The following is a 22,976-nucleotide window of genomic DNA, read 5'->3' as shown; positions in this document are numbered from 1 at the left end:
TCTTACTCTGTTTTGCTTGTGATATAGGGCTAAAGCGTGAGTATGACTTCTGCCGGACGTTCCCTTCGGGAGAGATAGGGTGTACGTGAAGTGACGGGCGATGTCCCCCAACGCCTGATGTGGGGGTTGGCTGCCCCCTCCCGTGTCTCCTGCATTGTTCCAGGCGCCTGCCGGAGGAAAAGAGGTGTTCAGGTTCTCCTCATGAAGAAGAGGAACCCGGAAACCAGGATTGCCGCCCAGACCGGGAGCGGGGCGGCCTGCGGCGTGGGGGTGCTCCCGGCAATCCGGGCCGCTACTCCTGTCATGAAATTGGTTCGGGTATATTTGGAGCGGCAATCAACCGCGTGTAGCCGATGTAATTTCAGTATGTCTCGTATCGCGCCCTGAAACGATTGTATTAATTGCATCACATTAACTCACCTCGAACTGACAAGCGTCAAATAGCATCCCCGCCCACGTTTTTCCAGGAAACAGCATGGCAGGCACGGATACGGAGATTTCAGCGCTCAACCGCCGGGCACGGGAGCACGCAGCCGCCCTCGCTGCGGTTCGCTCCGGCATGGAGACAGTGATCATCGGACAGCAGGCGGTTATCGAGCAGGTGCTCGCGGCGGTGCTTGCCGGCGGCCACGCCCTCCTTGAAGGGGTGCCGGGGATAGCAAAGACGCTCACGGTCAGCACCCTCGCCCACTGCCTCGACTGCACCTTCGCCCGGATTCAGTTCACCCCCGACCTCCTCCCCGCCGATATCACCGGGACCCGGATCTACGACCGACATACAGCCGCGTTCCGGACGATCCAGGGGCCGATCTTCCACCAGATCATCCTTGCCGACGAGGTCAACCGCGCCCCCCCGAAGGTGCAGTCCGCCCTCCTCGAGGCGATGCAGGAGGGGCAGGTCACCATCCAGGGCGAGACTTACCCGTTGCCGCGCCCGTTCTTCGTCCTCGCCACTCAGAACCCGCTCGAATCGGAGGGCACCTACCCGCTCCCCGAGGCACAGCTCGACCGGTTCATGCTCAAGATCCGGATGGAATACCCGACCCTCGACGAGGAAGTCGCCATCCTCGACCGGTTCACGGCGGGCGATCAGCCCGACACCCCGGCGCCGGTTCTCGATGCCCCGGGCGTAGCCGAACTTCAGTCGTTCGTGCGATCGGTATACGCCGACCCGGGCGTGAAACGCTATGCCGCACAGCTGGTCGACGCCACCCGGCACCCGGCGGAGTACGGCCTCGACCTCGGCCCCATGATCGCCTCCGGGGCCTCCCCGCGGGCATCGCTCGCCCTGCTCCTCTGCGGCAAGGCGCACGCGGTGCTCGCCGGCCGGGGCTACGTCGTCCCCGACGATATCCGGGCCCTCGCCCCCGCTGTCCTCAGGCACCGGGTCCTCCTCACCTTCGAGGCGGAGGCGGACGATCTCACCTCAGAAGAGATCGTCCGGAAGATCCTGGCGGTCGTGGAGGTGCCCTGACGGTGAGCGACGCCGAAGAGCGGGCGGATCTCATCAGGCAGATCCGGCGGATCGACCTTAAAACCGCCATGCTGGCCGACGGCTCCTGCCTCGGCCCAAGACGATCGCCATTTAAGGGGGGCGGGATGGCGCTTGCAAACCTCCGGGAGTACCTCCCCGGCGACGACGCCCGGGCGATCGACTGGAAGGCCTCGGCGCGGATGGACCGGCTCGTCGTCAGGGAGTTCGAGGAGGAGCGGAGCCGGACCTACTATCTCGTCCTGGACCGGTCGGGCTCCGCGACGTTCGGGTCCTCGACGAGCAAGGACCGCCGGATACTCGAGGTTGCCGCGAGCCTCATCTTTGCGGCCCACCGGCAGAACGGGCGGGTGGGGCTCTGCATCGTCACCGACCGCGTCGAGGCGTTCATCCCGGCCCGGCCGGGGAAGAGCCAGATCGTCAGGCTCGTGCAGGCCCTCGTCTCCCACCGGCCGGAGGGAAGAGGCACCGATCTTGCCGCCGCGTTCCGGTATCTCTGCACGAGGGTCCGGCGCAGGTCCTCAGTCATCGTCCTCTCCGACTTCGACGACCCGGGGTTCGCCCGCGACCTCTCGCTCCTGCGGCGGCGCCACGAGGCGACTGCCGTCAGGGTCACCGATCCCGCGGAGAACTCTCTCCCGGACGTGGGGCAGGTCTTCCTCGAAGACCCGGAGACCGGGGAGCAGGTGCTCGTGGATACGTCGGACCCCGTCTTCCGCAGCGCCTACGCCGACGCCCTGACCGTTGCGGACCGGCGCATCGAGGGCGATCTGCGCTCGTGCCGGGTTCCCGGGATCCGCGTCTCCACGGAGGAACCCTACGACCTGCCCCTGCGCCGCTTCTACGCGCACCCGCGCTACCGGGGTGGCTAGATGACCGGGTTTGCAGAGCCGTTCTGGCTCGTCGGCCTTGCGGGCATCCCTGTCCTCTACCTCCTCTACCGGCGCGCCGTCCGGGAACGGTCCTATGCCGCGCTCACCTTCTCCCGTGTCGCGGTTGCCGCGCAGGCCCGGGATCCAGACCGTCTGAGGCGCCCGCATACCCTCTTTGCCCTTGCCCTCCTCGCCCTCGCCCTCATCCTGGTCGGCCTTGCCGACCCGCAGATCCCGCTCGAGGGGATGGACGAAGGGGTAAGCGTGGTGCTGGTGCTGGACACCTCCGGGAGCATGCAGGCGACCGACTACCAACCCACCCGTCTCGAAGCCGCAAAGGCCGCTGCGGGGATCCTGCTCTCCCGGCTCAACCCGGACGACTATGCGGGGATCGTCATCTTCGAGTCCGGGGCGACGAGCGCCGCCTACCTCTCTCCCGACCGGGACCGGGTGATCGAGAGGCTATATAGCATCCGGGGGCGGGACGGGTCGACGGCCCTCGGCGACGGGCTCGCCCTCGGCGTTGACATGGCCGACTCCATCCCCAACCGGCACCGGGTCGTGATCCTCCTCTCTGACGGCGCCGGTAACGCCGGCACCTTCTCCGCAGAGGAGGCCGCCGCGTATGCCCGGGAGCGGAGTGTGCCGGTCTACACCGTGGGCATCGGTTCGGCAAACCCGCTGGCGGGCACGTCGGAGCATGCTGCGCTCGACGAAGAGACGCTCCGGGCGATCGCCCGCACAACCGGGGGGAAGTACTACGCGGCGGTCGACGAAGGGACGCTCGCAGCGGTCTATGCCGGGCTGACCGACGAGATCCCGCGCGAGCCGAAGGATACGAGCATCCGTGATGTCTTCTTCGTCGGGGCGCTCGCTGTTCTCCTTCTGGAGATGTATCTCCGCTACGGCAGGGGGAGGATCCTGCCGTGAGGCGGTTCCTCCTCCTGTTCCTCCTGGTTGCTTTTGGGTGCGTGGCAACCGTTGCGGCAGGGAGCATCACCTTCTCGACCGGACAGTCCGACTACACCGTGCAGGTCGGGGAAGAGGCTACGATCCCGATAGCCGTCGAGAACACGATCGGGGCCGATGTCACCGGGGTGCTCACCCAGGGGGTGCGCTTTGTGCCGGAGGATAATGAAGACGGCAACCCGGCGGCCAGAACTCAGTCCCGGCCGATCACTATCTTCCAGGATATCCGGGAGATAGCCGCCGGCGCCGGGACGGCCACGGAGCCCGGTACGTTCTTTTTTGAGATCGCGTTTGAGTACGGGGACGGGCCGCGTACCCGCATTTCCCTCCCGGAGATCCGGGTCCATGTCGTCCAATCTCAGACGGAGCAGCAGGAGCAGACTGAGCAGCAGGTGAACTCCATCTCGTCGGTCTCGACCCTCCCCGGGCCCGCCGGGTCGCAAGGACCGTCTTCACCGTCTCCTGATAAACTGCCCGGGCAGATGCCGCAGGATATGGGCATGCTCCAGGCGCAGGCGGCACGGGAACATGATCGCATGCAGGCCCTGCGCTCTGCGCTGCTCACCGGGCTTGAGGCGGATCCGCTTGTTCGAGAGATCCACGCCATTCTCACATCACACGGTTATGTCAGGGCGACGACGACCGTCAATCCCACGGATGAGGGCTCTGGAACGTTTGTTTTCGACTACCTGGGAGGATCCGGAGAGACGATACGTGCCAACGGCATGGTAGCGAACGGCACCGCGGCGTATGCGGCGTACGCCGCCGACCGGTCGCTCGTGGTGCCTGACGCCCTGCCAGCGCATGAGACCTACCGGCTGTTTGCCGGCGAGCTCGCGGATGCCGGTTTCTTCCCGATATCGACGGCGGTGAACGCGACCGTGGGCGCCACATTCGTCAGCGTGGGGTTTGCCGACAGCCAGAATCGGACGGCAAGGATCACCGCAACCCTCGTCGGGGGGGAGGTGCAGGCGGTGTCTCTCGAAGAGCCGCCGGATCCCTTTTGGCTTTTCAGTGTAAGCGCACTCTGCATCGTCCTGCTGATCGCTTACCTTGTCCGACGGGGGGCACCGAGAGCGCCGGAGCCGCCGCTCCCCCCGGTCTCCCGTGACCCCCGTGGCGACGCTCTCCGTCTCCTTGAGGCGGCACGCGGAGAGTTTGACCGTGGCGACCGAAAGGAGGCATATGGTACGGCCGGCAGGGCGCTGCGGTCCTATGTATCATCTGCATGTGGGGCCGGCATGGAACTTGCGGACGGCGATGTTCTGCGCCTGCTTAAAGAGTGCGGCCATGAGACCGGGGCGGTCTCTTCCGTCCTTGAGCGGTGCGGAGGCGTCTCCTATGCCGGATCCCTGCCCCGGGATGAAGAGTTTTGGGCCGTTTTCCGAACAATCGAAGCCTTTATTCAGCAGGATTTATCCCGCGTCGCTGCTGGAAATGATTAACCTTATTTCGTTAAATCGCACCTCATTAATTAAACAAAGTTGATTCGCATCCGGTTTCAGCACCTTTTTCATCTCTATCTCCCCAGTCTGTTTAGGTAGAAGGCATATCATGACCCTGCTTCTTGCTCTTGACGACACGGACAGCCTGGAATCCCGGGGAACAGGCCGCCTGGCCCGTGCGGTCGCCGACGCGATTGCACAACACTATCCGGTATGGGGTGTCACCCGGCACCAGCTCTTTGTCCACCCATCGATCCCGTACACGTCGCACAACAGCTGCGCCGTCATCCATATCGATGCAGACGGCGGTGCGCCGCTGAATACGGTTCTCACCATAGCTGAGGAGACGATGCTCGATGACTTCGTGGAGGGGAGCGACCCCGGCCTTGCCGGAGCGACCCTCGACCAGGTGGCACCGGCCCTGATAGCATTCGGCCGCGATGCTCAGCAGATGGTGATCACTCAGGAACGCGCCCGGACGCTGGCAAAGAACCTCGGCATATGGCTGAAAGGTCTCGGCGGCACTGAAGACGGCGTGATCGGCGCGATGGCTGGCCTCGGGCTCGCAGCGACATACAACGACGGCAGGTTCCTCCAGAAGGGCGCCATCCGCAGCCACACCGGCCCGACGCCGGCGGATGTCCTCCTCGGAGCAGGGATCGACGAGATCATGACGCTTGACGGCCGGAGGGTCACCGAAGGGACCATCATACTCAAAGAAGGCAAAGCTGCCAAAGCCTGCCCCATCAATGGCAGGGTGGTCCTCTTTGTGGACGAGCAGGATGGAAAAATGGTTGCGATAAAAAGGAACTGAGTATGGAGTTCGGGAGAAGAGTCGTACTGGCGGTCGTCGTGCTCGCGGCGGTCGTCGCCGTATCCTTCCTGGTCGATACCGCTGTCTGGGAGGCCTATGCCCGTGACAGCAGTTCGTCCGACTCTCTCCTGCATACTGCGACCATTGATCGGGAAGATTTCCGGCACGGCCCCCAGTCCTGGCGTCCGTATGGCACACCGATCGCCATCGGGCCGGGGGACCTCCCCTCCGGGGACTGGTACCTCGCCTTCGTGGAACTGGGAGTGGTGCCTGTCGGCGGGAACCCGGCTCTTGCCAGGACCGGATCGGTCCGGATCGACTACCGGTTCACGGATCTCGCCGGAACGGGATCATTCAGCGCCTACGGCCTCCGTGCCGGAGACGGCAGGACATGGACGAACCGGCAGTCTGGCTATGGCACCTCCGGCTACTATGTCTCGGGGACCGCCGTACCCGGCGAATCACCGCGGTGGGCGTCTCCTCTCGAGGCGGGCGACCGGTATACTCTCGAGACGGCAGGTTCCCCGCGCCCTGTGGATGACGATGTACCCCCGGATACCCGTATGTTCTGGTTCGAGCGAACCGGCTCGGGCCTGGACGGTCTCCACATAACCGTCGACCCGGCCGCCCGGAAAGGGCAGGTGACCGAGACCACCGCTCTCGAAGGGTCGTTCTATGTCACGTATACGGGCGGAAACGTGGTCGGCGATCTGTTCCTGATGGTCGCCGTGGATCGGCCGCAGCCGGAAGGCTTCGAACTCCGGCTCGAATCGACGTTTGTGGAGGACGACAGATGATTAAACGCCCGTCGTACTTTAGCCTGTACGAGATCGCCCTGCTCTCGCTCTTTGGAGCTCTTGCCTTCGTCATACGGATGGCAGTTAAGATCCCGCTCCATATTCCCGGGAACTCCGGGATCCTCTGGGTCCTGCCGCTCATAATCGGCACCGCCCTTGTGCGGAAACCGGGGGCAGGCACGTATGTCGGTATTGTATCCGGCCTCCTTGCGTCGTTCTTCGGACTGGAGGCGCTTCACGTCTTCGATGTCTTCAAGTATACCGCAATGGGGGTCACCGTCGACCTTGTCTCGATGGCGTTCGGCTACCGCCTTGACCATCCGGCGGTCGCGTTCATCGCCGGCGCCGCCGGAAACCTGGTCAAGATGGTGGTGAACTACGCCGTGCACCTGCTTCTGGGCGTCCAGGGCACCTTCATCCTCATCGGCATCGGGGTGTCGTCGGTCACGCATCTGGTCTTCGGGGGCCTTGGGGGAATACTTGCCGCTCTGATTATCGGGCGACTCTACAGGGCGGGTGTCGTGCACCAGGGCGATGTGCCGGATGACGGCTGACGCGGCTATCGAGTTCAGGTCGGTCTCGTTCCGGCACCCGGCTTCCCGGTCGGTACGGCCACGAGAGGTGCTCACCGGAATCGATTGCGTCATCAGGAAGGGCGAGCGTGTGCTGCTGACCGGCCCGAGTGGCTCCGGGAAGACAACATTCCTCCGGTGCTGCAACGGCCTGATCCCGCACGCCCGGCCCGGCATCTTCAAGGGCGACGTCTTTGTCCTGGGACGAAACACCCGCGACCGCACAATCAGTGACCTTGCCACCACAGTCGGCATGGTCTTCCAGGACCCGGACCACCAGATCTTCTCGACCGATGTAGTGAGCGAGATCGCCTTCGGTCCCGAACAACTCGGCTGGCCCTCCTCGCGGATTGACCGGGCGCTCACCGAGGTCCTGCACCTGCTTCGGCTTGATCACCTCGCGGACCGTCAGACAACCGAACTCTCCTGGGGGGAGCGCCAGCGGCTGGCGATCGCCTCCATAGTCGTTGTGCATCCGGCCATCCTCATTCTTGACGAACCGTTCTCCGGGCTTGATGCCGCGAGCGCGGCCGGGCTCCTTGACCTCCTCGGTACGTTGAACCGCGAGTCCGGCATGACGATCATCCTCTCCGAGCACCGGGCGGAACTGGTCGCCTCGTGGGCTTCCCGCCGGATATCTCTTGTTGCTGGAAAAATTGCCGGCGATTGCGGGTCCCCTGTACCGCATGCCCCCCTGAGGAGACCTCCCTCCCGCCGGGCGGCAAGAGCCGCATCCGCGGGCATCGTCACCCTGCAGGATGTCACGTTCCGCCACCCGGGGAGCGGGGCCCCGGCGCTGGACGGCGTCTCCCTCACCATCCACCCGGGCGAGGTGACGGTGCTGGTCGGACCGAACGGATCCGGGAAGAGCACATTGCTGAAGCATTTAAACGGCCTCCTCCGACCCGAGTCCGGCCGGATAATCGTGAACGGAAGAGATACCCGGGACGGCACCGTCGCAGAGCTCGCCCGCTCCGTTGGCCTGGTCTGCCAGCATGCCGACTACCAGCTCTTCGGGGAAACCATCGCCGAGGAACTTGCCTTTGCTCCTGCAAACCTCGATATCCCCCCGACTGTGATAACGCAGAGGATCGAGTCTGTGCGCGAGCACCTCGGCATTGGGCACCTGGGGCTCGAGGCCTCGCCGCTTGCCCTCTCGGTCGGAGAGAAGCAGCGGGTGAGCATCGCATCGGTCCTGACGATGGATACTCCTGTTCTGGCACTTGATGAGCCGACTCTCGGCCTGGACCCCGGGGCCAAACAGAGGCTGGCCGGGGTCATCGCAACACTCTGCACCAGAGGAAAGGCGGTTGTCGTCGCGACCCATGATGGAGAGTTCTCCTGTGCGGTCGCGGACCGGATCGTCAGGATCGAGCGCGGCCGAATTGTGGATGATCGTAGGGCGCCGGAGGAGCAGGCATGACGGCCGGAGACGGACGGTCCCGCCGCCGGCGCGCCCATCGGGCAGTGGGCTACATCCCTGCAGATTCTTTTCTTCACCGGCTGGATCCGAGAACCAAACTCCTCACCCTGATCGTGATCAGCATCGCCGCGTTTGCCACAACATCACCGGCCCGTACCGCGCTCCTTTTTGCCTTTGTCGCCGGCCTTGCGGTTGCCGCCGGCCTCAGCAGGCCGTTTTCCCGGTCGCTTCTTCTTCTCCTGCCACTCCTTGTCTTCATCCTCGCCATCGACGGTCTCTTTCCGAGGGAGGCCTGGGGTCCTGTTTACTTTTCAGCACAGGTCGGCCCGTTCTCCCCGGAGGTAACCCCCGGGGGACTGCTCTTTGCTGCGGCAATGGGACTCAGGGTTCTTGTCATCGGCGGTATCTCGTTCCTCTTCGTGATGACCACCTCCTACACCGGTTTCGTCGCCAGCCTCCGCGCAAGCCGGTTGCCCCCGGTCATCGCTTTCTCTCTAGGGTATGCGCTGAAATCGATGACGGCGCTCACCGAGGACCTCAGGAACATCATGGATGCCCAGCGTTCCAGGGCCCTTGAGTTCGACCGGGGGACGCTCATCAAAAACAGGAAAAAGTTCATGGCGCTCGGCATCCCCATGACGGTATCGGTTCTGAACCGGGCCCGGTATGTGACCGAAGCGATGCAGAGCAGGGGATTCGCATCGATCGCGAGGCCTACCTGCTACCGTCCTCCCCGCCCCGGGAGGTGCGATCTCTTACTGATCACCGTGCTCGTTATCTCGATACTTGGTATAGCGATGGTGCCGGTGTAGGGGCCGGTTCTCACTCACCAGCGACCTGCCTATCCGGCCCGAACTCCTTGCGGATCCCTTCTGCGAACTTCTCGTACCCGATCTCATCCATCTGATCGGCAAGACGCCGATCGCTCCAGGCGCTGCGGTAGATCCAGTAGACGATACGGTCGATCACCTCGACGACCTCCTCCTCAGTCTCGACGGTGACGAGTTCCCTTCCTATCCGGGGTGCATCGCCGCGCCGGCCACCGACCATGATCTGGTAATGGTCATACTCGGACTTCAGGAGGTGATAGGGGCAGGAGTGAATGCATATGCCGCACTGGACGCATTTGCCCTCCTCGAGGACCGATACGCCGTTCTTCAGCACTATGGCGCACTTTTTGCAGTATTCCGCGCAGGTGCCGCACCCCGTGCAGAGTCCCGGGGTGCGCAGCGGCCGTATCCTGCCGATGACCCCGATATCGTGCAAGAGTGGGCTGTTGCACATGTGGGTGCAACCGGATATGGCGATACGGAGCCGTATCGGGAGCTCCTTTCCGAAAACTCGCTCATCAACCTTTCGGGCAAGGTCGATCGTCTCGCAGTTGGCGTACTTGCACCGCTCCGTCCCCGGGCAGGCCATGATGTTCACGACCTCATTATGCTCCGCCCCGATGGGAGTCCCGTTCTTCTCAAGGGCTTTTGCGATCTTCTCAAGGTTCTCGGGGTTCACATGCGGGATCTCCACGGTCTGGCGCATGGTGAGGTGGAGGGAGCCGTCCCCGTATTTCTTGCTGATCGATGCCAGTTGCCGGACCTGATCTACGGAGAGGACCCCCGCCGGAATCCGCAATCGTATCGTCGCATAGTCTGCGTTCCGCTCAGTGATGACCCCTCCCCGGGAGTAGAGGGCGTAGTCTTTCATCATTCTACAGTAGTAGTTGCCGCCGGGATTAAAAAGGTGGTCACAGGAGGGCAAGGGTGAGGATGACCGCCGCCCGGGAGATCTCGTTTGTAGCGCCGACGACATCGCCGTTGACACCGCCAAAGAGGTGCCGGGAGAGGGAGAGCATCAGCACAACGATGGCGACCGTGACCGCGAGGGCGAGCGCGATGCTCGGTGCAGGGACCGGCAGCAGGAAGAGGGGCAGCGCGAGCAGGATGGCCGGGACGAGGAACCATGGTCTCGCAAACCCGTGGAGGTAGGAGTGGATCCCCTCCCGGAAGGGTTCGCCGAGCGTGGTGAGGCAGGACATCGCGACCTTCGCACAGACCTCGGCGATAAGGATGGCCGCCGGGAGGTACGCGACCGTCTGCAGCCCGGCAAACGCTATGAGCGTGACGACGATCCCTGCCGCGAGGGCGCCGGCCCCGGTGGTCCGGTCGGTCATGGCGGCTATTCTCTTCTCCCGGCTCCCGTGGGCCATGAGCCCGTCGCCGAAGTCCAGCAGGCCGTCGAAGTGGTTGCACCCGGAGAGAAGAAGCACCGTTGCGAGGGCGATAGCCGCACCCACCACCGGCGACGCTATGAAGGAGACAATAACAGCCGCTATACCGCCGATCACGTACCCCGCGAGCGGGTAGAGGTAAGAGCGGCGAGCGAAGTGCTCGAACTCGACCGGCCTTCCCAGGGGGAGCGGCGTGCAGAACTGCAGGAGGGCGAGAACGGACTTCACATTGACTCACTGTAGAGGCGCGACGTGCATCCTGCGATCAGCCCGGCGACGGCATCGTCGAGGAACGGCCCGAGTTTGCCCAGGATCCCCGGTTTCTTCTGGTCGTAGCGAGTGAACTCGAACCGCGCGTAAGTCCCCCCGATCACCTCGGCGATCGCCATCCCGATGATCTCGTCCGAGAGCAGGAAGACCGGATCGTCAGCGATCTCGGAGTTCTTCCGCTTCACGTAGAGTTCGTCCTCGAGCAGGATAGCGCCGAGGAGGAGCGACGAGATGTTCGGGTCCAGAAGGGCCTTCCCGATCTTCTCATCCAGTCTGCCCGCGGCCTCTTCCGCACTGATCCCGTGCGGGACGTAGAGTTCCATCGCGGAGGCGACGATATCTCCTCGCGTGATACCCTTCTCCTCCAGCCTGCGTTCGATCTCGAACATTGTTCTAGTATTGAGGCTGGTGGGTATTTTGGCGTTTGTGTTTGCGATTGCCGCCCGCACCGCAGGTGCGAGCGGCCGGAGCGTGAGAAGACCGAAGGTCTTCGAAGTGCGACTTCCCCGAAGGGGAAGAAGTTTGAGCACCGTCAGGTGCGAGTGGCGATGGGCGCGAGTTCAAACTCCGTCCGGCGTGATCGGCCACGGGCCTGGAGAAGGCAGCCGTCCACAGCCTCGCCGAGATCCCCGGCCGGCGCTACCCGCCCTGGAACCGGGCACCCGTCATGCGCTCTGCCGGCCGGCATCAATCTCTTCTAGCCTGCAGACCAACCCTATACTGATGTCCAACCCATTCCTCTCAGAAGACCCGGGGATCAGACCGAAGCGCCCGATGATGGCGTTCATCCTCGGCAATACCATGCTCTCCACCGTCCCCGGTATATCGGGCGCCGGGCCGAGCCCGAAAGGGACTTTGCTCACGCCGAATCTGGATGCAGAACTCGTCACGACCGGCGCGATCACGAGCGTCGCGGCCCGGCCGAACACCCCTACCGGGTGCCCGACGCCGGCGACCATCGCCCGGTCCATGGTGGAGTTGACCGGTCTCTCTCCCGTTCTCATCAACGCGGGCCTTGCCCATGTCCCCGCGGTTCCCTGCCTGGACGTCTACGGGAGCCCGGGCGGCGATCCCCGGAAGGAGGATGCGGTGCCGAACGCAGCGCTCCTCTTTGGGCGAGGTGAGATGGTCGGCCGGTTGCTCGCGCAGTACAGCGACTTTTTGATGCTCGGCGAGTGCGTCCCCGGCGGGACGACAACCGCGCTCTGTGTCCTCCGTGCGCTCGGCTACGACGCCTCGGTCAGCAGTGCTTTCATCAAAAACCCGGTGGACTTGAAGGAAGCCGTCTGCAGGGATGCGCTCGCCCGGATGAATGCTGCCGGCGCGCGCGAGCCTCTCGATATCCTCCGGGCCGTGGGGGATCCCATGATGCCGGTGGCGGCAGGGATCGCGAGCGCTTATTCCGGCGAGATCCTCTTCGCCGGGGGGACCCAGATGCTTGCCGTCGCGGCCACCTTGAAAGCGCTCGGGAGGAGGGTGCCGCGCCTTGCGACGACAGTCTACGTCAGGGATGATCCCTCCGCCGGGTTCGCCCGGTCGGTCGCCGACGTCGGCACCGCGGCGTACTACGTCGACCCGAACTTTGCCGGTATCGGGCACGTCGGGCTCGCCCGGTACTGCATCGGCGAGGTCAAAGAGGGGATGGGTGCGGGCGGGGCTCTGACGCTCGCCTACCTGATGGGCCACGAACCGGAGGAGATCACCCGGAAAGTCTTCGATTTCGTTCAGAAATATGACTGAGGGAAGGACTATACCTTTTTACATCCATCTATAAGCAATGCTTCCACTCTATGTGGTCAACAATCACGGACAGTTCAACCACCTGATCCAGAGGACGCTCCGTGATATGGATATTGAGACCACTATGATCTCGAACGATACGCCGCCGGCCGAGGTCGCCCGGGGCTGCCGGGGCATCATCCTCGGCGGCGGCCCGACCCTGGACCGTGCCGGCTCCGCTCCCGCCTACCTCGATCTCGGCCTCCCGGTCCTTGGTATCTGTCTTGGACTGCATATCATGGCGACGGCCCGGGGAGGTGCGGTCCGCCGGGGGGCAAGCGGCGGGTTCGGCGCGGTCGAGGTCGATATACTCGAACAGAACGATCTTCTTCAGGGTTACCCGGACCGGGTTCATGTCTGGGCGTCGCACGCGGACGAGGTCTCGGTGGTTCCGGAAGGATTTGTTCGACTTGCAGAGTCGACCATCTGCGGTGTGGAGGCGATGGCGTCTCCCGATGAACGCCTCTACGGCGTCCAGTGGCACCCTGAGGTCAGCCATACCGTCAACGGGCGGCTTATCTTCGAGAACTTTGACAGGATATGCTCGGAATAGATGACGTTGCGAGCCGGATCGAGTCCGTCGGGTTCCGTTGCCGGGAGTGTGGCGCCTGCTGCCGGCGGGTTGCAGAGGACTCAAACCTCGTGCTGGTGAGCCCCGCTGAGGTCAGGACGATCATGGCAGCGACCAGCATGGCCTGGGATGAGGTCGCCGAGCCCTATCCCGACTTCATCGATGCCGGGAACGGCGGGGAGTATACCCTTGCCTGGTGCCTCCGGCGCACGACGGATGCCTGTATGTTTCTCCGCGACGGGCGGTGTTCCATCTACGCTCATCGCCCCTGGATCTGCCGCACCTATCCGTTCATGCTGGCCGACGACGACCTGCTGGTCTCTGAGTGCCCCGGTCTCGGCACGCCCCTCTCTTCCCCCGACGCAGAGGCCGCAGCGGCTGATCTCTGCAGGCGGCACGCCGCCGAGGCAACAGAGGAGGCGGGTCTTTGTGCCGTCTACCGGAGAGTGACGGTGCCGCCGGGGAGGCGCGCCGTGATCGACAGCGAGGGCGTAAAGGTGCTCCATGACTGAGATCCGTCTCGTCGGGACGGCCCACGTCTCGCAGAAGAGCGTCGAGGATGTCCGGGCTGCTATTGAAGAGTTCGAGCCCGATATCGTCGGTGTCGAACTCGACAGGGGACGGTATACCTCGCTCACGGAGGAGGTTCCCGAGCCCTCTGTTGCGGATATCCTGAAGAGAGGAAACTTCGGCCAGCTCCTTGTCCAGTGGGTGCTCACCTACATCCAGCAGCGTATCGGTGCCGAGACCGGCGTGAAACCCGGCTCCGAGATGCTGGCCGCCATCGAAGAGGCCCAAACGCACCAGAAGCCCGTTGCGTTCATCGACCGGGATATCCGGATCACGCTTGCCCGGTTCTGGGGTAACATGGGGGTCTGGGAGAAGATCAAGTTCATCGGGGCCCTGCTCTACTCGCTGGTGAGTGTCGAGGGTGAGGAGATCGATGTGGACGCGCTCACGAACCAGGACGTGGTGAGTGCCGCGATGGAGGAGTTCCGGAAGTTCTCTCCCCGGGGCGCCCAGGCCCTGATAGACGAACGGGACGCATATCTCGCTCATCAGGTCCTGATGCTCGGGAGCCGGTATGAGCGGGTGCTGGCGGTCGTCGGCGCCGGGCACATCCAGGGGGTGCAGCGCTACCTCGACGCACCGGAGACGCTGCCGCCGCTCCCGACCCTGACTGCCGAGGTGAAGGGCCTGCCGTGGGGGAAGATCATCGGTGCGACCGTCACCGGCCTCTTCCTCCTCCTCTTCGCCGCGATAGCCTTCTCCGGCGTGGGCCTGGACGTCCTGCTCGCCGCTTTTGCCTACTGGATCCTGATCACCGGCGCTTTAAGTGCCGTATTCACGCTTGCAGCCGGCGGACACCCCCTTTCGGCTGCCACGGCGTTTACCGTCTCGTGGATGACATCGCTCAACCCGGTGCTTGCGGCGGGGTGGTTCGCCGCGGCCGTCGAGGCGAAGATCCGGAAGCCCACCGCCGGAGAACTCCGGCAGATCATCGCGGCGGAGACCTTCTCGGAGATGCGGAGGATCCCGCTCTTCCGGGTGGTGCTGGTCGCCGCTCTCGCGAACGTCGGGTGCACGATAGGGGTCGTTGCCTACTTCCTGTTCATCTTTCCCGTCCTCGGGATCGATCCGACGGTGGTCATCACTGACGGCTTCTCGAACATGTTGCAGATGATCCAGGCCCTCTTCTAGGGCCGCTCCTCCGGATGGGGCACCCCTATCTCCCCATTTCCCCAAGGTATTTAGGCCTGGAGTGCCCACCATCGTTGCATGAGTCCGATTGGTGGAACGGTTAACCTCGGTGTCACCGTGATACGGAGCAGGCACAGCGTGCGGAAGTACAAGGACAGTCCGATCGAGGATAAGATCATCAAGGACGCCCTCGACTGCGCGCGCCTTGCCCCGACGGCGAGAAACGAGCAGCCCTGGCTCTTTGGGACCATCCAGAACCGCGAGACGCTGCGGGCGATCGCGGACCTGACCGATAACGCCAGGTTCATCGCGGATGCGCCCATCTGCTTCGCCGTCTTCGGGAAGCGGGATGCAAAGTACTATCTCGAAGACTGCTGCGCGGCGACGATGCAACTCCTCCTCGCGCTCCAGGCATGGGGTGTCGGGTCCTGCTGGGTTGCGGGTGAGAAGAAGGATTACGTCGAGGATGTCCGGAAGCTCCTCAACGTCCCGGAAGAGTACACGCTCGTCTCTCTCGTGCCCGCGGGGTTCCCCGAGGAGATCCAGATCGCGAAGAAGAAGACCCCCGACGAGGTCACGTTCTTCGAACGCTACGAAGAAGAATAGGCTGATGTAACAAAAATTCCTTTTTCTCTCTGTTTCAGGCCCCGCGGCACCCATACGTCTTTTTCATCCGTCGCTCTGGTTTGCCGGACAGCATGGGCAGAAGGCCGCTACGAGTTCTTTTTAGGCCCTGCCGATCACAGATAGGCACAGGCCCGGTGGATACCTGTCGGATCCCGATCATGGTCCTCGCATCATGTAGGTCATATCTGACTGCGAACTGTGCCTGTCTCTTCACGGTACACGATGCTTTTAGAAATATTTATTAACTATAGAAGGAAATTTCCTTCCTATGGGCGGTGGAGCCAACCAACAGGTAGTCCGGAGGCCGGGGTATGATTGACACCGGCGCTACGGCGTTCATTCTCATCTGTACAGCTATGGTCATGCTGATGACTCCGGGGGTGGGACTCTTTTACGGCGGACTCGTCCGGCGGAAGAACCTCATCTCTATGATCGCGCTCTCGTTCATCGCCTTTGCCCTCGTCAGCATCCAGTGGGTCGTCTGCGGGTACAGCCTCTCCTTTGGCACTGATATCCATGGCTTGATCGGGGGTCTTGAGTATGCCTTCCTGCAGGGTATCGGGATGGGCGGTGATGGCATCCCGGACCTGCTCTTTGTTGCCTTCCAGATGGTCTTTGCGGGCCTCACACTTGCAATCGTGACATCCGGGGTTGCGGAGCGGATACGGATCGGTTCGTTCCTTCTCTTCGGCCTGCTCTGGACGACACTGGTCTACGACCCGCTCGCTCACTGGGCATGGGGCGGCGGGTGGGCGGCGCAGTTCGGTGCGCTTGACTTCGCCGGAGGCACGGTCGTCCACATCAGCTCAGGGTTCTCCGCGCTCGCGCTCGCCCTCGCCCTCGTCATCGGGAAGCGTCTTGGCTTCGGCGGTCACGGCATGGAGCCGAACAACATCCCCCTGGCCCTCCTTGGGGGGGCGCTCCTCTGGTTCGGGTGGTTCGGGTTCAACGCCGGCAGCGCCCTTGCCGCGAACGGCCTTGCGGCAAATGCATTTATCGTGACGAACATCTCAGCCGCTGCGGGAGCCCTTGCCTGGCTCTGCGCTGCCTGGGTTCGCGGCAGGCCAGGCTCAGTGGGGATGATCAGCGGGGCCATCGCCGGGCTCGTCGCCATCACTCCGGCGGCCGGGTTTGTCGGTCCCATGGCCGCGATTGCCATCGGGGCCGGTGCAGGCCTTTTCTGCTACGGGGCCCTGCTTTTCCGGGTCCGGAAGGGCCTTGACGAGAGTCTCGATGCGTGGGCGATCCACGGTATGGGCGGGATCTTTGGCGCTCTCGCAACCGGGGCTTTTGCGGTCGCGGCAATAGGGGGCGTAGAGGGTCTGCTCTACGGGAACCCGGGCCAGTTCCTCATCCAGGTAGTGGATGTGGGCGTGGTCGTGGCCTACTCGTTCGGCGCGACCTACGTCATCGCGAGGGTCGTCGATGCGGTGATGGGGCTGCGGGTCACCGAGGAGGAAGAGTATGTCGGACTGGACATCGCCCAGCACGGCGAGTCCGTGCGGGTGTGAGGTGGTGCGGATGAGGATGGTCTGCGCAGTCATCAGGCCGGAGATGTTCGGCCCCGTACGGGCAGCGCTTGAGGCGGCTGGCATCTATGGCATGACCGTAAGTGAGGTCATGGGGCGGGGAGCACAGAGAGGTATAGCCCTTCGGTTCAGAGGAAAGACGATGCCGGTCGAGCTCATCCCGAAGGTGAAGATCGAGATGGTCGTCAGGGATGCCGATGTTGAGAGGGTCATCGACATTGTACGGGCGAGCGGCCGGACCGGCAAGCCGGGCGACGGCAGGATCTTTGTCCTGCCGGTCGAGAGTATCTGCAGGGTGCGGTCAGATCAGAGCGATCCGGCCGACTCCTGACCCCTCCCTTTGACCGGTTCCCGTGCCGCCCTCTCAGATTCCACTGCCGCTACTTCGTGAAGTGCGGCAGAACCTCTTTTGTAGCGAACTCCATGAACTCCCGCTGCTGCTGCCCGATCTGGTGGATGCAGACGTGGTCGAACCCCTTCCTGACACCCTCCTCGATCTTTCGGATGACGGGGTCAGGATCGGGCCCGCAGGTGACGTGCTTTGCGACGTCCTCCGGCGTCACCATCTTCGCCACCTGCTCGTAGTGGACCGGTGTGGGAAGGAGCCTGTTGAGCTCCCCCTCGTTTGCCGCGATCGGCCACTGTTCATAGGCGGTCCTCCGCCCCTCCTCCTCGGTCTCTGCCCAGCAGACCGATATCTCGATGTATGCAGGCTTATCGCCGCCTCCGGAGTCCCGGAAGATGATGAGGTTCTCCTCCGCATTGGTGCCCGGGTTGATGAACCCGTCACCGGCCCGCCCGGCCAGAGAAGCGCTGATCGGGCCTTCGGACGCGATGTAGATGGGAGGGAGCTCATCGGGGAGCGTGAATATCTGAGCGTTCTCCAGGGTGTAGAAGGAGCCGTAATGATCCTGCATGCCCCCCTTCCAGAGCAGCCTGATCACCTCTATCGCCTCCTCAAGCATCTCTATCCGGATGGGGGCCGCGGGCCAGGGGTCGCCGAAGACGTGCTCGTTGAGGTTCTCGCCCGACCCGAGGCCCAGACTGAACCGTCCGGGCATCATGCTCGCTGCGGTTGCGGCGGCCTGGGCGATGATCCCCGGGTGCGTCCGGATCGTCGGGCAGGTGACCCCGGTCACCAGGTGAAGATCTGCCGTCACCTGCGAGATGCCGCCGAGGACCCCCCAGACGAACGGGCTCTGCCCCTGCTGGTTTGTCCAGGGGTGGTAGTGATCCGATATCATGGCAAACGTGAAGCCGGCATCTTCAGCCTGGCGGGCGTAGCAGACCAGGTCAAGGGCCCCATGCTCTTCGCTCGCCAGTTTGTATCCTATTTCAACCATCCTTCAATCACATCCGTGCCACCCATACGGCTGCCTGTCCCCTCTTTCCCGGGGCAGGGGCGGCGTGGGCGCCGGCTACCTCGTTCATCTCATGGATATAGGTTTCCCCCGGCCGGATCTCCCATAAATAGAATCCTATCATACCATACTGCATGGCAACGCCTACTCTCCAGGTGGCGCTCGATCTCCTTGAGCTCGATCGTGCGGTAGAGATCGCAGAAGAAGCGGTCCGTGGCGGTGCGGATTGGATTGAGGCCGGGACGCCCCTGATCAAGAGCGAGGGGATGCAGGCCGTGCGGACGCTCCGGGAGCGCTTCCCCGGTCACGAGATCGTCGCGGACATGAAGATCGCCGACACCGGGGCCATCGAGGTAGAGATGGCGGCAAAGTCCGGTGCCGCCATCATCTGCATCCTCGCCGATGCCGACGATACCGTCATAACCGAGGCGGTGCGCTCGGCTCGCAAGTACGGCGTCCGGATCATGGCCGACCTCATCAACGTCACCGATCCTGTCTCCCGGTCGCGGGAACTTGCCGCGCTCGGCGTCGACTACATCAACGCCCACGTGGGCATTGATCAGCAGATGATCGGGAGGTCGTCGCTCGACCTCCTCCATCGCCTCGCGGGAGAGGTGCAGATCCCGATCGCCGTTGCAGGAGGGCTCGATGCAGAGACCGCATCCGAGGCAGTCGCCGCCGGGGCCTCGATCGTCATCGTGGGGGGGAACATCATCAAGGCAGCCGACGTGACCGGGGCGGCACGGCAGGTGCGGAGCGCAATCGATCGGCCCGAGATCCGGCCGCGGGAGGAGGAGAGCCAGGAAGCCGCAATCCGTCGCTTGCTCGAAGCGGTCTCCGCACCGAACGTCACCGACGCCATGCACCGGAAAGGGGCGATGGCGGGCGTCGTCTCTCTCTCTGGCCGGGTGAAAGCGGTCGGCAGGGCGGTGACGGTCCGGACCGTTGCCGGGGACTGGGCAAAACCCGTCGAGGCGATCGACGTCGCCGGACCGGGCGACGTGCTTGTTATCAGTAACGACGGCCGGCGGGACGTCTCGCCCTGGGGGGAGCTTGCCACCCACTCCGCGATGAACCGTGGGGTTAGCGGCGTCGTTATCGACGGAGCGGCCCGGGACGTCGACGACATCCGGGAGCTCGGCTTCCCGGTCTTCGCCACGGCAACCGTTCCGAACGCTGGCGATCCCAAAGGCCTCGGGGAGATCAACACCGAGATCGCCTGCTGCGGACAGGAGGTGCGGCCGGGCGACTGGATCGTCGCCGACGAGAGCGGTGTCGTGGTGATCCCCCGGGAGCGGGCGTATGAGGTTGCCCGGCGCGCGATGGAGGTCAGAAAGACCGAAGAGCGGATTCGCGAGGAGATCCGGCGCGGAAAGACGCTCTCTGAGGTCTCGGAACTCCTGAAATGGGAGAAACGGCACTGATCGGCAGCGGACACCGGCGTGTCGCACGCTTCAAAAAGACGAGAGCCCGGGAGTACCCCCTGGCTCCGGGATCTATTTTGAGAGGGGCGTCTTGAGGAGTTCTCCGCCACGGTCAAGGAGGTGCCGGACAGCATCCTCGACCTGGTCCACGCGCAGGATCAGGACCGCCGCGTCCTTCCCTGAGTAGGCGTAGGCATACTCGATGTTGATCCCCGCATCCCCGAGGATCGACGCGATATCCGAGAGGCCGCCGGGCTCGTCACGCATCTTCACGCCGATGACATCGGTGAACGAGACCCTGAACCCGAGACCGGTCAGTGTTCGGTGGGCGTCCTCCGGCCGGTCGACGAGCGCGCGAACGACACCGAACCCGTCCGCTTCAGCGATACTGAATGCAAAGATGTTGATCTTCGCATCCCGGAGCGCACCGGCGATCGCCGCGAGGCGCCCGGGACGGTTCTCCGAAAAGATTGAGATCTGTTTGACGATATATGACTTCTCCATTACAATGACCTCCTGTCAACAACCTTCTTAGACTTTCCCTCAAACCTCGGCAGGGTGCCCGGTTCGACCAGTTCCACGTCCACGCCCACGTTCAGGGAACTGCGCAGACGGTGCTCCACCTTCCTCTTGATCACCATAAGGTCGGTGATCTTGTCGGAGAACGCCTCCTCGCTCACTTCCACCCGTACGAGCATGGAATCAAGCGCACCCTTCCGGTCGACGACGATCTGGAAGTGCCTGCCGACGTCCGGGATCTCAAGCAGCACGTGCTCCACCTGCGACGGGAAGACGTTGATGCCCCGGACGATCAGCATATCGTCCACCCTTCCCCGGATCCGGCCGATGCGCGGATGGGTCCGGCCGCAGGCGCAGGCGTCCTCTTCGAGGACGGTGAGATCCCCGATCCTGTACCTGACCATGGGCAGCGCCTCTTTCTGGAGCATGGTGATGGTCAGCTCGCCCTGTTCCCCGGGCTCGAGCACCTCGCCGGTCTCGGGGTCCACGATCTCGACGAGCGCGAGGTCGCCCCATATGTGGATCCCCTGCTGCTCGGCACACTCGGTGAACATGGGCCCGGAGAGTTCGCTCGTCCCGTAGATGTCGTAGGCGCGGATCCCGAGCCAGTCCTGGATCCGGCTCCGCATCTGCTCCGACCAGGGCTCGGCACCGAGGAAGCCGATCCGCAGATCGGTGTCGTTCTTGATCGAGACCCCCATCTTCTCCGCCACCTCCCCCATGTGGAGGAGGTAGGAGGGGGTGCAGGCGATCGCGGTGACGTGAAGGTCCTGCATCAGCTCGACCTGCCGCTCCGTGTTCCCGACGCTTGTGGGGAGGACGGTGGCACCGACCCGTTCGGCGCCGTAGTGGGCGCCGAGGCCGCCGGTGAAGAGGCCGTAGCCGTAACTCACCTGGATCACGTCACCCGGTCCGAGGCCGCAGGAGGAGAACCCTCGTGCCAGCGACTCACTCCAGTTCTCGATATCGCGCTCCGTGTAGCCCACGACCGTCGGCTTTCCCGTCGTCCCGGAGGAGACGTGGTATCGGACCAGCTCGTTCCGCTCGGCGGTGAAGATCTTGTCCGGGTAGCCGTCCCGCAGGTCTCGTTTGTACATGAACGGGAGTTTCGCGATATCCTCGAGTGTCCTTATGTCGTCAGGGTGAACCTGCTGCTCCTTCATCCGGCGCCGGTAGAAGTCGTTGAAGCTGTAGAGCCGGTAGATCAGGGATTTCGCGAGTTTGAACTGGAGTCGCCGCAACTCATCAGGCGGCATCTCCTCCGCTCGTGGATTCCAGGGCGCCATCAGATCGCGCCCCGCCGGTCGATGACCCGTTTCGCCTTCCCCTCGAACCGGGGGAGCGACCCCGGCTCCACCAGTTTCACCGCGGTCCGGAGCCCGAGCGTGTTATGGAGCTCGCCGGCGATCTTCTTCTGCGTGCGGGCGAGGTCCTGGAGTTCGCCGGAGAACCCCGCTCTGCTCATCTCTACCTCGATCGTCATCTCATCCAGATGTTTGATGCGATCGATATATACCATGAACTGCTCTCCGACCTCAGGGAGGGACCGGAGCACGTGCTCGATCTGTGAGGGGAAGACGTTGATCCCCCGGATGACCAGCATGTCGTCGCTGCGGCCCGTGAGCCGTGCAATCTTCTGTCCGCGCCCGCAGGTACATCCATCCTCCATCAGCTGGGTTATGTCGCCGGTGCGGTAGCGGATGAGCGGCAGGGCCTCTTTGATGAGCGGGGTGATGACGAGTTCGCCCCGTTCTCCGGGAGCGAGCCGCTCGCCCGTCTTAGGGTCGATGACCTCTGCAAGGTAGCAGTCGTGCCAGAGGTGGAGACCGTTGTGCTCCGGGCATTCGAACGCCACACCCGGGCCGTACATCTCTGAGAGGCCGTAACTATCGTATGCCGTCACGCCGAGGCGCCGCTCGAGCTCTGCCCGCATACTCTCCGACCAGGGTTCGGCCCCGAAGATCCCGGTTTTGAGGGAGTCCAGCGTCTTCCCCATCGACTCGGCCACCTCGGCGAGGTGGAGGGCGTAACTCGGGGTGCAGTGGATCGCGGTCACCCCGAAGTCCTCGATCATCTCGATCTGGCGGCGGGTGTTTCCCGTTGCGCTCGGGAGCACGGTCGCCCCGATCTTCTCGGCGCCGTAGTGAAACCCGAGCCCTCCGGTGAAGAGACCGTAGTTGACCGCGTTCTGGAAGACGTCGTCCTCTCCAAGGCCGATCATCGTCATGTTCCGTGCGATCAGTTCCGACCAGTTATCCAGGTCCTGCCGGGTGTAGCCGACGACGGTCGGTTTCCCTGTCGTGCCGGAGGTGGTGTGGATCCTGACGATCTCTTTCATGGGAACCGCAAAGAGGCCAAACGGGTATCCGGCCTGGAGTTCCTTCTTGTAGGTGAAAGGAAGTTTCTCGAGGTCGTCAAGCGTCCTGATATCGTCTGGAGAGACGCCCGCTTCCTTGAACTTCCTCTGGTATAGCCCAACCTTCTGTGCTTGATTCAGCGACCACTTCAGCCGCTTGAGTTGTAGATCCGCGAGTTCATCAGGGCGGATCGTCTCCATCGCTCTGTTCCAGAACATAGTATCCCATCG

Annotated in this window: 24 protein-coding genes; 17 read left to right on the top strand and 7 right to left on the bottom strand. The window is 63.5% G+C overall.

What is annotated here, in order from left to right; genetic code table 11:
- The first annotated feature begins 475 nt into the window (after window positions 1-475).
- From V6K60_RS11685 to V6K60_RS11645, 9 genes are all read left to right on the top strand, one after another.
- The gene (locus V6K60_RS11685) at window positions 476-1,474 is read left to right on the top strand and encodes an AAA family ATPase (RefSeq protein WP_332450699.1); all 999 of its coding nucleotides are present in this window, start codon (window positions 476-478) and stop codon (window positions 1,472-1,474) included.
- Window positions 1,475-1,476: 2 nt separating this feature from the next.
- On the top strand, window positions 1,477-2,364 hold the full coding sequence (locus V6K60_RS11680) for a DUF58 domain-containing protein (protein ID WP_332450698.1): 888 nt from the start codon (window positions 1,477-1,479) through the stop codon (window positions 2,362-2,364).
- Window positions 2,365-3,294 (top strand): vWA domain-containing protein, encoded by a 930-nt coding sequence (locus V6K60_RS11675; RefSeq protein WP_332450697.1) that lies wholly within the window; start codon window positions 2,365-2,367, stop codon window positions 3,292-3,294.
- Complete coding sequence (locus V6K60_RS11670; protein WP_332450696.1) at window positions 3,291-4,778, top strand: hypothetical protein; 1,488 nt, start codon at window positions 3,291-3,293, stop codon at window positions 4,776-4,778. Before V6K60_RS11675 ends, V6K60_RS11670 begins: the two co-directional genes overlap by 4 nt.
- Before the next feature lie 109 nt (window positions 4,779-4,887).
- The gene (locus V6K60_RS11665) at window positions 4,888-5,592 is read left to right on the top strand and encodes an ABC transporter substrate-binding protein (RefSeq protein ID WP_332450695.1); all 705 of its coding nucleotides are present in this window, start codon (window positions 4,888-4,890) and stop codon (window positions 5,590-5,592) included.
- 2 nt (window positions 5,593-5,594) lie between these two features.
- A complete protein-coding gene (locus V6K60_RS11660) occupies window positions 5,595-6,389 on the top strand; it encodes a hypothetical protein (protein ID WP_332450694.1) in 795 nt (264 codons plus the stop codon).
- On the top strand, window positions 6,386-6,943 hold the full coding sequence (locus V6K60_RS11655) for an ECF transporter S component (RefSeq protein WP_332450693.1): 558 nt from the start codon (window positions 6,386-6,388) through the stop codon (window positions 6,941-6,943). The genes V6K60_RS11660 and V6K60_RS11655 overlap by 4 nt, the downstream gene beginning before the upstream one ends.
- Window positions 6,933-8,384: an ABC transporter ATP-binding protein gene (locus V6K60_RS11650; protein ID WP_332450692.1), complete on the top strand. Its 1,452-nt coding sequence runs from the start codon at window positions 6,933-6,935 to the stop codon at window positions 8,382-8,384. The genes V6K60_RS11655 and V6K60_RS11650 overlap by 11 nt, the downstream gene beginning before the upstream one ends.
- Window positions 8,381-9,196 (top strand): energy-coupling factor transporter transmembrane component T family protein, encoded by an 816-nt coding sequence (locus V6K60_RS11645; protein WP_332450691.1) that lies wholly within the window; start codon window positions 8,381-8,383, stop codon window positions 9,194-9,196. The genes V6K60_RS11650 and V6K60_RS11645 overlap by 4 nt, the downstream gene beginning before the upstream one ends.
- 10 nt (window positions 9,197-9,206) lie before the next feature.
- On the opposite strand, the gene V6K60_RS11640 is transcribed toward V6K60_RS11645, so the two are convergent.
- Genes V6K60_RS11640 through V6K60_RS11630 form a run of 3 tightly spaced genes read right to left on the bottom strand, consistent with a single transcriptional unit; the run spans window position 9,207 to window position 11,267 of the window.
- Window positions 9,207-10,088, bottom strand: coding sequence for a nitrite reductase (locus V6K60_RS11640; protein ID WP_332450690.1), 882 nt, complete (start codon window positions 10,086-10,088; stop codon window positions 9,207-9,209).
- 37 nt (window positions 10,089-10,125) lie between these two features.
- Complete coding sequence (cobS, locus tag V6K60_RS11635) at window positions 10,126-10,836, bottom strand: adenosylcobinamide-GDP ribazoletransferase (RefSeq protein ID WP_332450689.1); 711 nt, start codon at window positions 10,834-10,836, stop codon at window positions 10,126-10,128.
- Window positions 10,833-11,267 (bottom strand): phosphatidylglycerophosphatase A, encoded by a 435-nt coding sequence (locus V6K60_RS11630; RefSeq protein ID WP_332450688.1) that lies wholly within the window; start codon window positions 11,265-11,267, stop codon window positions 10,833-10,835. The genes cobS and V6K60_RS11630 overlap by 4 nt, the downstream gene beginning before the upstream one ends.
- Before the next feature lie 334 nt (window positions 11,268-11,601).
- Between V6K60_RS11630 and cobT the strand changes: the two genes are divergently transcribed.
- From cobT to V6K60_RS11595, 7 genes are all read left to right on the top strand, one after another.
- Window positions 11,602-12,618 carry a nicotinate mononucleotide-dependent phosphoribosyltransferase CobT gene (gene cobT / locus V6K60_RS11625; protein WP_332450687.1) on the top strand — a complete coding sequence of 339 codons (1,017 nt, stop codon included), beginning with the start codon at window positions 11,602-11,604 and terminating at the stop codon, window positions 12,616-12,618.
- 37 nt (window positions 12,619-12,655) lie between these two features.
- Window positions 12,656-13,210 (top strand): GMP synthase subunit A, encoded by a 555-nt coding sequence (locus V6K60_RS11620; RefSeq protein ID WP_332450686.1) that lies wholly within the window; start codon window positions 12,656-12,658, stop codon window positions 13,208-13,210.
- Window positions 13,198-13,740, top strand: a complete 543-nt coding sequence (locus V6K60_RS11615; RefSeq protein ID WP_332450685.1) for a YkgJ family cysteine cluster protein — start codon at window positions 13,198-13,200, stop codon at window positions 13,738-13,740. The genes V6K60_RS11620 and V6K60_RS11615 overlap by 13 nt, the downstream gene beginning before the upstream one ends.
- Window positions 13,733-14,929, top strand: a complete 1,197-nt coding sequence (locus tag V6K60_RS11610; protein WP_332450684.1) for a TraB/GumN family protein — start codon at window positions 13,733-13,735, stop codon at window positions 14,927-14,929. The genes V6K60_RS11615 and V6K60_RS11610 overlap by 8 nt, the downstream gene beginning before the upstream one ends.
- Window positions 14,930-15,007: 78 nt before the next feature.
- On the top strand, window positions 15,008-15,535 hold the full coding sequence (locus tag V6K60_RS11605) for a nitroreductase family protein (protein ID WP_332450683.1): 528 nt from the start codon (window positions 15,008-15,010) through the stop codon (window positions 15,533-15,535).
- A 332-nt stretch (window positions 15,536-15,867) separates the two neighbouring features.
- Window positions 15,868-17,067, top strand: a complete 1,200-nt coding sequence (locus tag V6K60_RS11600) for an ammonium transporter (protein WP_332450682.1) — start codon at window positions 15,868-15,870, stop codon at window positions 17,065-17,067.
- A gap of 10 nt (window positions 17,068-17,077) precedes the next feature.
- On the top strand, window positions 17,078-17,416 hold the full coding sequence (locus V6K60_RS11595) for a P-II family nitrogen regulator (RefSeq protein WP_332450681.1): 339 nt from the start codon (window positions 17,078-17,080) through the stop codon (window positions 17,414-17,416).
- Between the two features lie 49 nt (window positions 17,417-17,465).
- Here V6K60_RS11595 and V6K60_RS11590 read toward each other — a convergent pair whose 3' ends face one another.
- Window positions 17,466-18,428: a TIGR03557 family F420-dependent LLM class oxidoreductase gene (locus V6K60_RS11590; protein ID WP_332450680.1), complete on the bottom strand. Its 963-nt coding sequence runs from the start codon at window positions 18,426-18,428 to the stop codon at window positions 17,466-17,468.
- Between the two features lie 152 nt (window positions 18,429-18,580).
- On the opposite strand from V6K60_RS11590, the gene hxlA reads away from it, so the two are divergent.
- On the top strand, window positions 18,581-19,870 hold the full coding sequence (gene hxlA, locus V6K60_RS11585) for a 3-hexulose-6-phosphate synthase (RefSeq protein ID WP_332450679.1): 1,290 nt from the start codon (window positions 18,581-18,583) through the stop codon (window positions 19,868-19,870).
- 72 nt (window positions 19,871-19,942) lie between these two features.
- Here the strand turns inward: hxlA and V6K60_RS11580 are convergent, their stop codons facing one another.
- The 3 genes from V6K60_RS11580 to V6K60_RS11570 are packed head-to-tail and all read right to left on the bottom strand — an operon-like array spanning window position 19,943 to window position 22,964.
- Window positions 19,943-20,374 carry an ACT domain-containing protein gene (locus tag V6K60_RS11580; RefSeq protein ID WP_332450678.1) on the bottom strand — a complete coding sequence of 144 codons (432 nt, stop codon included), beginning with the start codon at window positions 20,372-20,374 and terminating at the stop codon, window positions 19,943-19,945.
- Window positions 20,374-21,675, bottom strand: a complete 1,302-nt coding sequence (locus V6K60_RS11575; RefSeq protein ID WP_332450677.1) for a phenylacetate--CoA ligase family protein — start codon at window positions 21,673-21,675, stop codon at window positions 20,374-20,376. The genes V6K60_RS11580 and V6K60_RS11575 overlap by 1 nt, the downstream gene beginning before the upstream one ends.
- Window positions 21,675-22,964 (bottom strand): phenylacetate--CoA ligase family protein, encoded by a 1,290-nt coding sequence (locus V6K60_RS11570; RefSeq protein ID WP_332450732.1) that lies wholly within the window; start codon window positions 22,962-22,964, stop codon window positions 21,675-21,677. The genes V6K60_RS11575 and V6K60_RS11570 overlap by 1 nt, the downstream gene beginning before the upstream one ends.
- Window positions 22,965-22,976 lie beyond the last annotated feature (12 nt).

The sequence above is a fragment of the Methanoculleus sp. genome (assembly GCF_036677455.1).
Taxonomy (GTDB): Archaea; Halobacteriota; Methanomicrobia; order Methanomicrobiales; family Methanoculleaceae; genus Methanoculleus.
The sequence above is the reverse complement of the archived record's forward strand: the minus strand, read 5'-3'. Positions and strand labels throughout refer to the sequence as shown.

Excerpts from the sequence above, each read along its gene's own strand:
- V6K60_RS11630 (WP_332450688.1), bottom strand. The coding sequence starts at position 11,267 with ATGTTCGAGATCGAACGCAGGCTGGAGGAGAAGGGTATCACGCGAGGA.
- V6K60_RS11675 (WP_332450697.1), top strand. The coding sequence starts at position 2,365 with ATGACCGGGTTTGCAGAGCCGTTCTGGCTCGTCGGCCTTGCGGGCATC.
- V6K60_RS11620 (WP_332450686.1), top strand. The coding sequence starts at position 12,656 with ATGCTTCCACTCTATGTGGTCAACAATCACGGACAGTTCAACCACCTG.
- V6K60_RS11605 (WP_332450683.1), top strand. The coding sequence starts at position 15,008 with ATGAGTCCGATTGGTGGAACGGTTAACCTCGGTGTCACCGTGATACGG.
- V6K60_RS11640 (WP_332450690.1), bottom strand. The coding sequence starts at position 10,088 with ATGATGAAAGACTACGCCCTCTACTCCCGGGGAGGGGTCATCACTGAG.
- hxlA (WP_332450679.1), top strand. The coding sequence starts at position 18,581 with ATGGCAACGCCTACTCTCCAGGTGGCGCTCGATCTCCTTGAGCTCGAT.
- cobT (WP_332450687.1), top strand. The coding sequence starts at position 11,602 with ATGTCCAACCCATTCCTCTCAGAAGACCCGGGGATCAGACCGAAGCGC.
- V6K60_RS11570 (WP_332450732.1), bottom strand. The coding sequence starts at position 22,964 with ATGTTCTGGAACAGAGCGATGGAGACGATCCGCCCTGATGAACTCGCG.
- V6K60_RS11685 (WP_332450699.1), top strand. The coding sequence starts at position 476 with ATGGCAGGCACGGATACGGAGATTTCAGCGCTCAACCGCCGGGCACGG.
- V6K60_RS11645 (WP_332450691.1), top strand. The coding sequence starts at position 8,381 with ATGACGGCCGGAGACGGACGGTCCCGCCGCCGGCGCGCCCATCGGGCA.
- V6K60_RS11610 (WP_332450684.1), top strand. The coding sequence starts at position 13,733 with ATGACTGAGATCCGTCTCGTCGGGACGGCCCACGTCTCGCAGAAGAGC.
- V6K60_RS11655 (WP_332450693.1), top strand. The coding sequence starts at position 6,386 with ATGATTAAACGCCCGTCGTACTTTAGCCTGTACGAGATCGCCCTGCTC.
- V6K60_RS11575 (WP_332450677.1), bottom strand. The coding sequence starts at position 21,675 with ATGGCGCCCTGGAATCCACGAGCGGAGGAGATGCCGCCTGATGAGTTG.
- V6K60_RS11665 (WP_332450695.1), top strand. The coding sequence starts at position 4,888 with ATGACCCTGCTTCTTGCTCTTGACGACACGGACAGCCTGGAATCCCGG.
- V6K60_RS11595 (WP_332450681.1), top strand. The coding sequence starts at position 17,078 with ATGAGGATGGTCTGCGCAGTCATCAGGCCGGAGATGTTCGGCCCCGTA.
- V6K60_RS11590 (WP_332450680.1), bottom strand. The coding sequence starts at position 18,428 with ATGGTTGAAATAGGATACAAACTGGCGAGCGAAGAGCATGGGGCCCTT.
- V6K60_RS11580 (WP_332450678.1), bottom strand. The coding sequence starts at position 20,374 with ATGGAGAAGTCATATATCGTCAAACAGATCTCAATCTTTTCGGAGAAC.
- V6K60_RS11600 (WP_332450682.1), top strand. The coding sequence starts at position 15,868 with ATGATTGACACCGGCGCTACGGCGTTCATTCTCATCTGTACAGCTATG.
- V6K60_RS11660 (WP_332450694.1), top strand. The coding sequence starts at position 5,595 with ATGGAGTTCGGGAGAAGAGTCGTACTGGCGGTCGTCGTGCTCGCGGCG.
- V6K60_RS11615 (WP_332450685.1), top strand. The coding sequence starts at position 13,198 with ATGCTCGGAATAGATGACGTTGCGAGCCGGATCGAGTCCGTCGGGTTC.
- V6K60_RS11650 (WP_332450692.1), top strand. The coding sequence starts at position 6,933 with ATGACGGCTGACGCGGCTATCGAGTTCAGGTCGGTCTCGTTCCGGCAC.